At 62.3% G+C, this 12738-nt stretch carries 13 protein-coding genes; 1 reads left to right on the top strand and 12 read right to left on the bottom strand.

Annotation, left to right across the window (positions count from 1 at the left end; genetic code table 11):
• Positions 1–46: 46 nt before the first annotated feature.
• The 10 genes from V5B39_RS19510 to V5B39_RS19460 form a co-directional block, all read right to left on the bottom strand.
• Positions 47–358, bottom strand: coding sequence for a hypothetical protein (locus tag V5B39_RS19510; protein ID WP_332344516.1), 312 nt, complete (start codon positions 356–358; stop codon positions 47–49).
• A 352-nt stretch (positions 359–710) separates the two neighbouring features.
• Positions 711–1385, bottom strand: a complete 675-nt coding sequence (locus V5B39_RS19505; RefSeq protein ID WP_332344515.1) for a hypothetical protein — start codon at positions 1383–1385, stop codon at positions 711–713.
• A 116-nt stretch (positions 1386–1501) separates the two neighbouring features.
• Positions 1502–2215: a PEP-CTERM sorting domain-containing protein gene (locus tag V5B39_RS19500; RefSeq protein WP_332344514.1), complete on the bottom strand. Its 714-nt coding sequence runs from the start codon at positions 2213–2215 to the stop codon at positions 1502–1504.
• Between the two features lie 68 nt (positions 2216–2283).
• Positions 2284–3837 carry a hypothetical protein gene (locus V5B39_RS19495; RefSeq protein ID WP_332344513.1) on the bottom strand — a complete coding sequence of 518 codons (1554 nt, stop codon included), beginning with the start codon at positions 3835–3837 and terminating at the stop codon, positions 2284–2286.
• Positions 3838–4304: 467 nt separating this feature from the next.
• Positions 4305–4991 carry a hypothetical protein gene (locus tag V5B39_RS19490; protein ID WP_332344512.1) on the bottom strand — a complete coding sequence of 229 codons (687 nt, stop codon included), beginning with the start codon at positions 4989–4991 and terminating at the stop codon, positions 4305–4307.
• 105 nt (positions 4992–5096) lie between these two features.
• Positions 5097–5807 carry a PEP-CTERM sorting domain-containing protein gene (locus V5B39_RS19485; RefSeq protein ID WP_332344511.1) on the bottom strand — a complete coding sequence of 237 codons (711 nt, stop codon included), beginning with the start codon at positions 5805–5807 and terminating at the stop codon, positions 5097–5099.
• Between the two features lie 67 nt (positions 5808–5874).
• The gene (locus V5B39_RS19480; protein WP_332344510.1) at positions 5875–7542 is read right to left on the bottom strand and encodes a thrombospondin type 3 repeat-containing protein; all 1668 of its coding nucleotides are present in this window, start codon (positions 7540–7542) and stop codon (positions 5875–5877) included.
• Positions 7543–8174: 632 nt separating this feature from the next.
• Complete coding sequence (locus tag V5B39_RS19470; RefSeq protein WP_332344509.1) at positions 8175–9215, bottom strand: Rpn family recombination-promoting nuclease/putative transposase; 1041 nt, start codon at positions 9213–9215, stop codon at positions 8175–8177.
• A 753-nt stretch (positions 9216–9968) separates the two neighbouring features.
• Positions 9969–10412: a PIN domain-containing protein gene (locus tag V5B39_RS19465; RefSeq protein ID WP_332344517.1), complete on the bottom strand. Its 444-nt coding sequence runs from the start codon at positions 10410–10412 to the stop codon at positions 9969–9971.
• Positions 10413–10414: 2 nt separating this feature from the next.
• The gene (locus V5B39_RS19460) at positions 10415–10651 is read right to left on the bottom strand and encodes a type II toxin-antitoxin system Phd/YefM family antitoxin (RefSeq protein WP_332344508.1); all 237 of its coding nucleotides are present in this window, start codon (positions 10649–10651) and stop codon (positions 10415–10417) included.
• A 138-nt stretch (positions 10652–10789) separates the two neighbouring features.
• Here V5B39_RS19460 and V5B39_RS19455 point away from each other — a divergent pair, with 138 nt between their 5' ends.
• Positions 10790–10945, top strand: coding sequence for a hypothetical protein (locus tag V5B39_RS19455; RefSeq protein ID WP_332344507.1), 156 nt, complete (start codon positions 10790–10792; stop codon positions 10943–10945).
• A 337-nt stretch (positions 10946–11282) separates the two neighbouring features.
• Here the strand turns inward: V5B39_RS19455 and V5B39_RS19450 are convergent, their stop codons facing one another.
• Together V5B39_RS19450 and V5B39_RS22300 are read right to left on the bottom strand one after the other, a co-directional pair.
• Positions 11283–12269, bottom strand: coding sequence for an Rpn family recombination-promoting nuclease/putative transposase (locus V5B39_RS19450; RefSeq protein WP_332344506.1), 987 nt, complete (start codon positions 12267–12269; stop codon positions 11283–11285).
• A gap of 314 nt (positions 12270–12583) precedes the next feature.
• Positions 12584–12738, bottom strand: a 155-nt coding sequence (locus tag V5B39_RS22300; RefSeq protein WP_434735729.1) for a DUF3303 domain-containing protein, incomplete at its 5' end; no start/stop codon positions are given.

Genomic DNA, 12738 nt, shown 5'->3' with positions numbered 1-12738 from the left:
TTTCAGATAGTCATCGGTGGTCCGCGAAACCATGTGAATGTGCGGGTCAATTGCCTTCATGCTGCGCTCCTTCCCACGCGCCCCAGGCCTTCAGCCCGACCGCGCTGTCGAGCGGCTCGCTGGTCGGGTCGCTGAGCGACAACTGAATCGCCCTGGTCCGGTCGCCCGGCGACTCGACGAGCAATCGCAGCGTTCGCATCAACGCCTGGTAGCGGTATTCGGCCCGGGCCTCGTCGGCGCCAGCGTAGCGGTCGATCCGGTCGAGGAACGAGGCGATGTCGAGCACTCGCGAGCGGTTCTCGATGAAATAGAGATCGAGCACTTGAGTCGCCGTCAGCGGACGGTAGGGGTCATTCATCTGGGTTCTCCTTGGGCAGGGTGATCCGACGCTGCCGGCCGTGGTCGGATGGTCACCCCGGAAATGAAACCCGCAGTTGGCAAGCGGCTCATGGCCGTCAACGGCGTGGTGGTTGTCTGGCGTGAAGCATGGGAAATTCGATCACGCGGGCAAAAGTATATGCTGCGGCGAAGACTGCGGTCAATCAGGCGGCGAAATGGGCTCCGGCGGCAGGCGAGCGCCACGGCGCCGCGGTGATCAGTTGCCGGGTGCCTTCTCCGGAGGCCGCTCCAGGCCGACCCTCTGGGAACATAAGCCAGGCCTCGACGCGGCGCGCGGGCAGGGGGTACGCCCGAGCGTTCGCGCCAACTGGTTATTTCTTCTGAGCAGTGGCGCCGGCCGAGGCGCCTCCGGTGGGCTGCCCCGGTCTGATATAGACCATCTGCTTTTTCCCGCCCGCCTCGACGTTCAGGCGGACGACTTCACCTCGCGCCAGGCTTGCGCTGACCTCGGCGGGCCCTTGTGCGTCGCGCTCCGGTTGGCCCGGGAAGAAGCCCGACACTCGGGCGTCGCCCGGCAAATCGAGCAGGGGGATCAGGGCTTGACTCAATTCGGCCTCGCCCGCCCCCGGAGTGGCGGCAACGCGGCCGATGGTCTTCAGGACGTCGGGTGTTGCCTCGATCGCACCCGGGAGGCGACGGCCTTCCGGTTGAGCCGGAATCGTGGCTGCCGCTGCCACCGGCGGGGTGCCGCCACCGGCTCCCCACTCGAGATTCACGACCCGGGGTCCCTTCGGGGTTTCCAGACGAATTCCGGTTGGCAGAATCTTCGTCACCGAGCCAATGTCGGGGAGCTTGTCGCCCGCCCGGACGATCTGCTGTTCGCCGTTCGGAAACTCGATCACCGCCCATTCGGACTCGCCTGGCACCATGACCACGCCGGTGAGGCGTATCCCTGCCGGATCGCCGCCCGCAGCCACCGCGGCGGCGCTGGCCAATGCCAGCCCCAGGGCGATCAGGCGGCAGATACGGTGGGTGTGGCGGAGCATTGGCGTGGGCATGGAGTCGGGGTCAGGCAACGCCAGCTAGGACAGGCGGGCGGGAGTGGTGGGTGACGCGGGTAGCGCGCGGCGCGCGAAGCGCGCGCCGCGTCGGGACGGCGGGATCAGCTCCGGCGCCGGCGAGCGACACCGAGGCCGACCAGACCCAGGCTCAGCAGGGCAAGCGATGCCGGCTCGGGGATGTCAGCGGTCTGGGAGAAGCGCTGGTCGAAGGAGGAAAGGTTGGCATTTTCGGTCCCGGCCGTAGCCCACACCAGAATGTTCTTGGTTACGTAGACTGAGCTCTGCCGGGCGAAGGAGGCCGAGTCTTGCAGTGTGGCCGTCTGACCTTGCCCGTCCAGATAGCTGAACTCGACGTCGATGACAGCCAGGTCGTCCGACCCGGCGGCGGTACCGACCGACTCCAGGATGAAACTGCCGACATCCTCATTGCCCTGACCTGGCGCAGAAAACCCATAGCTAGCCCCAAGGTTGTCCATGGATACGCCAGCGATTTTCAGGCTGGGATCGAGCGCCGTGACCATGAAACCGAACGAGTAGTCAACGAAGGCATAAACGTCATCGCCCCTTACGGAGAAGTCACTGCCCGAGATGGCGAAACGCAGGCCATAGTCACCGCCGTCGTCAAGAGCCGTAACGCTGATGTTGGCGGTGTTGACGGAGCGGCCATCAGACGAAATGACCGGTTTGTCCGTCCAATTGTTGAACAGCTTGTCACCGACGGTGATGCTGCCGCCCTCAAGCAGGGCTGCCAGTGTGATGGCCTGGGCGCCGCCGGCGGCGACCGCCAAGGCCAGGGCGAGAAGAGTTTTTTTCATGAGAGAAGGCTCCTTAAAGGTTCAAATCCGCGAGGCCCCCCGGCCTCGCCGGGGGGAGGCAGAGAAGGTTATTGGATCGCGCAGTTTGCCCGTGTGCACTGTGGGATGCAGGCCTTGACGTCGGCAGGTGTGATCAGGCCGTCACCGTTGGCGTCGCGCTGATCATTCGGGCCACTGGCTCTCTGGCCGCGGGCTTTGCTGATGATGCTGAGGTCCCTCTGGTCGATGTCGGTGTCACCATCCGCGTCGCAACGTGGGACGATGTCGCAGAGATCGCCAACGCCGTCGCCGTCAGTATCCCTTTGGTCTGGGTTGGGCACGGCCGGGCAGTTGTCGACGGAGTCGCACACGCCGTCGCCGTCGCTGTCGACACAGCCACCACCAACCGAGCGCTGCAGCACGAGCAGGGCATAGGCTTGGGCGGAAAAATCATTCCAGCGGCTCGTACCGTTGGCGTCGACGTACTGTCCGCCCGCCACCTGGTGAGTCAGGATCGTGTAAGCGTAGTCGAAGTAAACCCGTTTTGGCTCAGCGGGATCGCAGTAATAGCCGTTACCACCGGCACCGAACAGCGGCACACGCGGGATGGCAGCACAATCGAGATGAACTTCACGAGCGGCAAAGGCCGGCGCATCGCCAGGCGGCAGAATGCCGATTTTGGCCGGGGTGAGGTTGCTGGAAGGAATCGGCGTGGCGCCGGAATCCTCAATGAAGGAGTAGGCCTTGGACGAACTCCACAGGTAGTACCAGTACGAAGGCCAACCGTCCTGGGTCGGGCTTATGTTCGTGTAGCGGTAGCGGTTGCGCTGCCACTCCAGGTAGCCCTGAACGCTCGGGTCGTTCAGCGAAGCCCCGCCGACGATTTGAATCCAGGTCCCGGAGGCGGTCTGTTGGGCTGAGTTGCAGTTCCCCGCGTTATAGCCATGGCCGCGCTCCGTCGGCGTCAGGATTCCGCCAGCGGAGCACGCCGCGCCGGCTAGGCCATTGGCCACGTAGGCGTTCTTGGCCGTCGTGGCCGCGGTATTCAGTTGACCCAGCCTGACAGCGTCGGCATGGGCCACGGAGGAATAAACACTGCGCACTGCCGCGAGGCCCGCAACGACCAACTGGGTGGTAGAAGAGTCGAGACAATCCAGGAGGCCGTAGATGGCGCCATAGCACCAGTAACCGCCTCCATTCTGAGCCGCTATCGTGCGGTCAAATATGGTGTTGATGGCCGCCGGAACCCCCGGATTGGGGCCGCCGGTGAGCAGGTAGACCGACAGGGCCATCATGTCGGCCCCGTCACGGTAGGCATACTGGGCTGCCGCCACGTGATTAGCCAGAATCCAAGCCACGGCGCTGTCCATGCGCGTCTTGTCGGCCGCCGACGCCGCGGCGTAACCCTGGCTCAGGGCATTGGGATCGTTGCCCTGGCGCTTCTCGAGCAGAGCCAGCAGCGACAAGCCGGTGGCGTCTCCTGCCCCGCCGCTGTACGCGTTGTTGGCGTCCTGCCAGGCGAGTCCATTGTCGATGGACGTTGCCACGTCAGTGCTGAAGTTGGTAACAACGGCGTTAGCGCCGCTTCCCACCGTCAGCAAAACGGCGGCGGCCAGCGCACTTATCTTCAAACTTGATTTCATTATATTTACCCTTTCAGTCCCTGTTGCTGAAGTCCGCCCTCGTGGGCAGTGTTCCCGCGTCGTCGCACCGCCCGGATACGTAACCGGCGCTCTTAGAAGTCAAAGCAAGGTTCGTGCCACGTTGGCTTCTGACATCTAGTCGGTTGAGTTAACGATGAAGTGTGGTTGAGTCGTAGGCGGTGCGCGACTCAAGTGTAAGATTTTCCGACACCCTTTTTGCTCTTCGAAGGTTCAGTCGGAGATGTTAGCTGCGTCGCAGGGTCGGGATCAGGGCAAGGCAGGGACCGGCCAACCGGAAGCACGGGCGGTGCGCCAGAGTCTGGGAAACGCGCCACCATGGGCGAGGCACGCACCCCTGCGTATAGCGCAACCGCCGGGTCCATCGCCTCCCGGGTACGTCCCGCGAAGGGCGGGCGAGCCCGACCTTCAGGCAAAAAAGGCGAATCCCCGGTCCGCGCGCCATCGGGCTATTTCCGGGCCACGCTTCCGGTCTGACTCGTCGCGACGGGCTGACCGGGCATCATGTAGACCGTCTGGTTTTTCCCGTCCGCCTCGACTTTCAGGCGGACGACTTCCCCTCGCGCCAGGCTCGCGTTGACCTCGGCCGGTCCTTTCGCCTCACGCTCGGGTTCGCCCGGGAAGAAGCCCGACACGCGGGCATCGCGCGGCAAATCGAGCAAGGGGACCAGCGCGTGAGTGAGGTCGGCGTCGCTGGCCGCAGCGCGGGCGGCGACGCGACCGATCGCGCTCAGGACTTCGGGCGTTGCCTGGATCGAACCCGCGGTGATACGGCTCTCCGGCTGAGCCGGGACCGGGCCGGCAGCGGCTGCCACCGGTGGCGTGCCGCCACCGGCTCCCCATTCGAGATCCACGACCCGCGGTCCTTTCGGTGTGTCGAGGCGAATCCCGGTGGGCAGAATCTTCGCGACCGAGCCGATCTGGGGGAGTTTGTCGCCGGCCCGGACGATCTGTTGTTCGCCGTTCGGAAACTCGATCACCGCCCATTCGGACTCGCCTGGCACCATGACCACGCCGGTGAGGCGTATCCCCGACTGATCGCCGCCCGTAGCTACTGCCGTGCCGCTGGCGAATGCCAGCCCCAAGGCGATCAGGCGGAAGATACGGTGGGTGTGGCGGAGCATTGGCGTGGGCATGGAGTCGGGGTCAGGCAAAGCCAGCCAGGACAGGCGGGCGGGAGTGGTGGGTGACGCGGGTAGCGGGCGGCGCGCGAAGCGCGCGCCGCGTCCGGGACGAGGGGATCAGCTCCTGCGCCGGCGAGCGACACCGAGGCCGACCAGACCGAGGCTCAGCAGGGCAAGCGATGCCGGCTCGGGGATGTCCGCAATCTGGGAGAAGCGCTGTTCGAAACCGGCTAGGTACGCCTGCTCGTTGTCGCCAGTGGCCCAGACCAGAATATTCTTGGTCACCCAGATCTCGCTTTGTGGTGCAAAGTCTGCACTATCTGTGAACCTTTCGGTCATTCCCGCTCCGTCAAGCCAGCTGAACTCGACATCCTTTGTCCCGAGGTCATCCAGCCCGGCTGCGGTCCCGACAGTCTCAAGAATGAAGGATCCGTTGTCGCCGAAATTAGTGAGCAATGCGCTAGTCATCCGCAACGAATTATCCTTGACCCGCAGGTTCGGATCGAGGACGCTCACCTTGAAGCCGAACGTGAAGTCGAGGTAGGCATAGAGGCCGTCACCGGTGACGCTGAATTCGCTATTCAGGATATCGAACTTGAGGCCGGGGCCAGGGTTCAAGCCGCCGTCATTGAGCGCTGAGACGTCGATGTTGGTGGTATTGACCACGCGGCCAGCAGTGGATGAATCCTGAAAGATCACCGACCAGTTATCGAACAGCTTGTCGCCAGCGGTGATGCTGCCGCCCGGCCGCAGCAGCTCGGAGAGCGGGATGGCCTGGGCACCGCCGGCGGCAACCGCCAGGGCCAGGGCGAGAAGGGTTTTTTTCATGAGGGAAGCTCCTTAAAGGTTGAGTCCTGCAATGCCCCCCGGCGGGGCCGGGGGGAGGCAGAGAAGGTTACGGGGCAGTCACCGAGATGACGCAGTTCGGCAGCGTGCATTTCGGGATGCAGAATTTCACATCAGCGGGGTCGATCTTCTTGTCGCCGTTGGTGTTGTAGATACTCGGCACCGGCTTGCCACGATTCCTGCTGATCAGGCTGAGGTCAGTCTGATCGACCTTGAAGTCACCATTCACGTCGCACGTGGCCGCCTCGCAGGCATCGCCTGTACCGTTGCCGTTGCTGTCCTTCTGATCGCGATTCGGTACGGTGGGGCAGTTGTCGCAAACATCGCCGACGCCGTCCTTGTCCGTATCTTTCTGGTCGGGGTTGGGGATCTGCACGCAGTTATCCACAGAGTCGCAGACACCATCCTGGTCGCTGTCGACGCACGCACCGCCGAGCGAGCGCTGGAGCACCAGGATCGCGTAGTCATGATCAACTCCCGGATACCCAAAACTGCCGTTCGGGTTCGGGAAATAGCCGTCTGCGGTCTGTTGCAGCGACATCAACTGGTAGGCGTAGTCGTAATACCAGCCCTTCGGCGTGCCGGAGTAGTATCCGGCAGGGCCGGCCACGCCGCCGTTGCGCGGCGCCGGGCGGGTGTCGATCGCCGGGTCTCGATTGACCAGCCTCAGATAACCGCTCACATTCAGAGCCGGAAGTGTGCCCATGGCGGCCGTGCTGATGTTGCCGGCCGCCGGGTTGATCTTGGACGTCTCGATGATGTTGAAGGCTTTCGAGGACGACCAGAGGAAGTAGAAATACGCCGCCGACCATGAATCGGGGTAGACGTTGGTCGAGTAGTTGTAGGCGTTCTGCAGCCAGCGCAGGTAGGTCTGGATCGACGGATCGTTCACGTTCTTACCCGTGCCGACCAACTGGCCCCAGGTACCGGAAGCAGTTTGTTGGGAACTATTGTTCCCCGCGCCATAATACGATTGGTACGCGTGACCCTTGCAGCTCGCGGCGCCGCAGGTGTCAAAGAGCCCGCCGCTGTTTTGTTCACCGTTAATAGCATAGGCGGCGGATGTCAGGTCGAGCGCGGTCGTGATCAGCGGGATGCGGTCCTTGTCCGCGGATTCGCCCTTGGCGCTATAGAAACCCTTCGCCGACGCGAGCCCCGCCAGGGTGAACTGAGTGGTGGAGGAGTCGTAGCCATTTCCAGTGTAACCCCAGTAGCCTCCGGCGCCGTTTACCGTCTCGGGTCCCGGTGTTTGGGCAGCCAGCGACCGATCAACCACCTTATCGATGGTCGCTCGCGCCGAGCGGCCGGTGCAGTTGTAGGGTGCCGCCCCAGCCGGGGTATCGGGACCACCGGTTTCGAGATAGACCGACAGGGCCATCAGAACCTGGCCGTCGTAATAGGAGTAAAAGCTGCCCCTGTCGCCGAAATTGCCATCGGCGATCAAGAGGCAGGCGGCGCGCTGGGCCAGCAGCTGGTCGGCGGCGTTGAGACCGCTGTAGCCTGCTGGGAGGCTCTCTTTTTCGAGCAAGGTCAGCAGCGACAGACCGTTGGAGTAGTTGAATACGGTAAAGTAATTATTCGCCCGCGAGTACGCCAGCCCCGCGTCGATCGCAGCGTTGACGTCGTCCTTGAAGGCCTGATAATCGGCCTGTACGCTCGCCGCGCCCGCGAAAAGGAACGCGGCGGCCAGCGCCTTGGTAATGCTTCGTTGTTTCATGAGAAGTACCCTTTCAAATTTCCTTTCAAGGCCGCCCTTGTGGGCAGCGTTCCCGCGTCGTCGCTCCGCCAGGGCACGTAACCGGCGCTCCCAAAAGACCACGCACATTTCGTGCCTACTCTCTCTCTGCCATCTATGTAATTGATTTAGAGGAAAGGCTGGAGTCTCTCTGCAGCGGCACTGCACTGAAGTGTAAGATTTTCCGACAGAGTAATTAAAGTAAATTAGGGGACAAATTCGGGGACAGTATATTCAACTGCCCCTGATCACGAACACGGCCAGGAGGACGAGGGTGGCGAGAATTGCGAGGGTGGTGGCATCGGGTTATCCGCATCACATGGCACAACGGGGTAACGGTCGCCAGCAGACTTTTTTCCGATGACGATTGTCGCGAGCACTTGCGCCTGATTTCAGCTTCGTGCGCGCGTAGCGGGACTGAGGTCTGGGCTTACTGCCTGATGCCGAACCATGTCCACTTGATCATGGTGCCGCATCATTCCGATGGGCTGCGAAGTGCGATCAGTGAGCGCAGCTCGACCCCAGGCTGCGGCCGCAGAAACGCGGTCCAAAGCCAAGATCGGAAACCGGCGAGTAGCGCGCTCCCGTCTGATCGGCGCCGCGGGTGGAGGTGACTATACTGCCCGCGAATTGCCTTCATTGCCTTCATTGCCTTCGACGAACACGGCGTCCAGGGTCTGTGCGTCGAGCACGCGCTTTGCCCACGTCTCCAGGCGCGCAGGTTCGGCACCCGCGAGCCGGGCCTCGGCCCAGGCCGGCAGGGAGCCGAAGCGCCAGGTCAACAACTGCTTCAGCAGCCGTGCCTCGCCTTGCTCGATTCCCTTTTCGATCCCTTTCTGGATCCCTCTCTGGATCCCTTTCTGGATCCCTCTCTCCGTCGCCTGTTGTTCCCATTGCTCTGCAATCGTCAGCATCAGTTCATCTCCACCACTCAAAGTTTGCGTCACAGCCTGGCGCAACTCGTCACCGCTCAAGCGGTCAATGCTCGCCGCCTGCGCCAGGTAGCGTAGAAGCGTACGTACATAGTCCAACCCCATCGAGCTCTGCGCTAGGTCCCGCAGCAGTCCCAGAATTTCCGGCAGCCGTTCGCGCAACTCGTCCCGGAAGATGTACTTCAGGGTCAGCAGCGCCGTGTGCAGCATGACCGCACCCCGCAGCTCGTCGTCTTGGTAGCCGCTTAAGTCGATCAGGTGATAGACACACGCCGGCACATAGGCACGCAGCGCCGGGGCCTCCTCGACCTCGTCGGCGAATTGCCGGCTGACGCGCCAGGTCGCCGCGCCGTGATAGACCACGACCGGTACGACAACGGGCAGGCGACCGGAATTCCCGGCGTTCAGCCATTGTTCCCAGATCCGCACCCGATAACGCAGGAGGTCCAGGCCGATTCGCGACTCGACATAGCTCTTGTGTTCGAACAGCACGTGCACATAGCCGGGGCCGCCGTCGCGAAGATCAACCGCGTACAGCAGGTCCGCGGGATGCAGCGCGAGCTCCGGATCGAGAAACGAGTCCTTGGCCGTGCGCAAGGTCTTCCAGTTCAGCGCCTGCGCTGCTGTCGTCGGCAGATAGCGCTCCAGGAATTCCGCCGCCACCTCGGTTCGCCCGAACACCGCCTTGAAAAAGCGGTCGTGCGGGCTGTTCAACGCTGTCATCTGCGATCTCCATCAATCGCTCGAATTCTATCCTACCGTCGGCAGCGTAATACGGTGACAGTAGCGGCGACTGCAGTAAATTCGGGAGTAAATCCGGGGACAGTATACTCAACCGCCCGGGATCACGAATACGGCCAAGAGGACGAAGGTGGCGCGACTTGCGAGGGTGGTGGCATCGGGCTATCCGTATCACGTGACACAGCGGGGTAACCCTTGCCAGCAGACTTTTTTCCGATGACGATTGTCGCGAGTACTTGCGCCTGATGTCAGCGTCGTGCGCACGTACCGGGACGGAGGTCTGGGCTTACTGCCAGATGCGGAATCACGTCCACCTGGTCATGGTGCCGCAGCATGCCGATGAGGTGCGAAGTGCGATCAGAGAGGCGCATCGGCGCTTTACGGTTGCGAACTGGCCAGAGTACCTGCGCGAAGCGATGGATCAATCTATGGCCGAAAAGATCCATGCTCACACCCGGACGGGTCGGCCGTTGGGCGAAGAAGCCTTCGTTAGCGAACTGGAAGCGCGGCTCGAGCGCCGGCTGCGGCCGCAGAAACGCGGTCCAAAGCCGAGATCGGGAAGCGGCAAGTAGCGCGTTCCTTTCTGATCGGCGCTGTGGGTAGAGTTGACTATACTGTCCCCGAATTGCGAATTGCGAATTGCGAATTGCGAATTGCGAATTGCGAATTGCGAATTGCGAATTGCATACCGTCCCCGAATTGCAGGGATCGGCCAGTTGACGGCCGCGATTTCCTTCAGAGGAGCAAGTCCACGAGCAACGGTGAGGCTGGAGAGGCAAACGGATCGACCACTGTCACGCCACGCCAAACAAATCCCTTCTGGAAATCTTCACTCAGGAGCAGGCGGCAGCGGTTTTCGGCAGCGACCGCAAGAATCACCGCATCCCAGATCGGGAGTCGATGGTCAACAGTCAGGTCGAAAGCGGCCTGGAAGGAAGGCCACGTCGAGTCAGCTACCTCGAAGCTGTCCGCCCAGGCGAGAACTGCCTCACGGGCAGCTGCCGGAGATTGCCCGGCTTTTCCCGTGAGCACTCGGGAGAGTTCGCCGAGCGTCTGAGCGGGCAACAGAACCCGATTGGCCGGCAAGCGCTCGATGAGTTGGAAGGCCATGCGGCAACGAAGCTCGTCGCCAACCCCTTCGGCATAGGCCAGGATGTTGGTATCGAGTGCGACTCGCATCGTCAGCATTCGTAGAGTTCGTCACGCGTCCAGCCTCGTGCGCCGATGGCTTCTTTCCGGCGCAGCCGTTCGAGCAGGTTGCGCCTCGCTCCCTGGCGTTGATCGTCGTCCCAACGTGCAGGTGAAATCGTCGCCACAGGTTTGCCACGCGAGAGCACGGTAAACACCTCACCTTGGGCAACCTCACGTAGCACTCTGGAAAACTGGCGATTGGCATCCCCTGCTGAAACGATTCTCATAAAGGCCACCAGTTTGTAGTGTTGAGTACTACATTATCCACTGGCAGCTCGTCTCGTCAAGTTGTCAAGGAAGTAAAGGAAATTCGGGGACAGTATATACAACCTCCCGGGATCACAAGTACGGCCAGGAGGACCAAGGTGTCGAGAATTGCGAGGGTGGTGGCATCGGGTTATCCGCATCACGTGACACAACGGGGTAATCGTCGCCAGCAGACTTTTTTCTCTGATGACGATTATCGCGAGTACCTGCGCCTGATGTCGGCTTCGTGCGCGCGTACCGGGACTGAGGTCTGAGCTTACTGCCTGCTGCCGAACCACGTCCACCTGATCATGGTGCCGCAGCATCCCGATGGACTGCGCAGTGCGATCAGTGAGGCGCATCGGCGCTCTACGCTCGGCTGTGGTTGCGAACTGGCCCAGAGTACCTGAGCGAAGCGATGGATCAGTCTCTGGCCAAAAAAATCCATGCTCACACCCGGACTGGGCGGTCGTTGGGCGAAGAGGCCTTCGTCGGCGAACTGGAAGCGCGGCTCCAGCGCCGGCTGCGGCCGCAGAAACGACAGTCCAAGGCCGAGATCGGAAAGCGGCGAGTAGCGCGTTCCTTTCTGATCGGCGACGCGGGTAGAGTTAGCTATACCGTCCCCGAATTGCCTTCGACGAACACGGCTTCCAGGGTCTGTGCGTCAAGCACGCGCTTTGCCCACGTCTCCAGGCGCGCAGGTTCGGCGCCTGCGAGCCGGGCCTCGGCCCAGGCCGGCAGGGAGCCGAAGCGCCAGGTCAACAACTGCTTCAGCAGCCGTGCCTCGCCTTGCTCGATGCCCTTTTCGATCCCTCTCTCCGTCGCCTGTTGTTCCCATTGCTCTGCAATCGTCAGCATCAGTTCATCTCCACCACTCAAAGTTTGCGTCACAGCCTGGCGCAACTCGTCACCGCTCAAGCGGTCAATGCTGGCCGCCTGCGCCAGGTAGCGTAGAAGCGTACGTACATAGTCCAGCCCTTTCGAACTCTGCGCCAAGTCCCGCAGCAGTCCCAGAATTTCCGGCAGCCGTTCGCGCAACTCGTCCCGGAAGATGTACTTCAGGGTCAGCAGCGCCGTGTGCAGCATGACCGCACCCCGCAGCTCGTCGTCTTGGTAGCCGCTCAAGTCGATCAGGTGATAGACACACGCCGGCACATAGGCACGCAGCGCCGGGGCCTCCTCGACCTCGTCGGCGAATTGCCGGCTGACGCGCCAGGTCGCCGCGCCGTGATAGACCACGACCGGTACGACAACGGGCAGGCGACCGGAATTCCCGGCGTTCAGCCATTGTTCCCAGATCCGCACCCGATAACGCAGGAGGTCCAGGCCGATTCGCGACTCGACATAGCTCTTGTGTTCGAACAGCACGTGCACATAGCCGGGGCCGCCGTCGCGAAGATCAACCGCGTACAGCAGGTCCGCGGGATGCAGCGCGAGTTCCGGATCGAGAAACGAGTCCTTGGCCGTGCGCAAGGTCTTCCAGTTCAGCGCCTGCGCTGCTGTCGTCGGCAGATAGCGCTCCAGGAATTCCGCCGCCACCACGGTTCTCCCGAACACCGCCTTGAAGAAGCGGTCGTGCGGGCTGTTCAACGCTGTCATCTGCGATCTCCACCAATCGCTGCAATTCTATCCTACGATCATCAGCCCTGCCGCCAACAGCGGCAGCGCAATACGGTGACGGTACCGGTTACCGCAGCTTGTGCGTTGCCCGTCGGCTGATTATTGCTGGCCACCCGGCTGGCGTGTTTCGAGAAGAGTGGGTGACGAGCCCGCGCCTGTGCAGCAGGCGTGGAGGGAAGATCAGGGGCCGTGAAGAACTGGTGCAGCAGGTGGGCGAAATGCTCGATCAGGTGCGGTACCGGCGTGACTGCGTCGTTATCTTTCGATGCAGAGTGTCCTTGATCCGAACGGCGCTACTTGGTCCACCCGGTCACCGGCGTTACCGGCACGAGTTCCATATCGACATAGGGCCGAAACGGCGCCTGAATCTTTTCCAGCAGGGCCGGGTCCTCGGTTTCGAGCAGCGCGAAGGTGCGCGATCCGTCGTTGGCCGCCCAGTCCTTGTGCA

It is taken from the genome of Accumulibacter sp. (assembly GCF_036625275.1).
Classification (GTDB): domain Bacteria; phylum Pseudomonadota; class Gammaproteobacteria; order Burkholderiales; family Rhodocyclaceae; genus Accumulibacter.
Note: the sequence above shows the minus strand (reverse complement) of the source record. Positions and strands in the feature narration are given on the sequence as shown.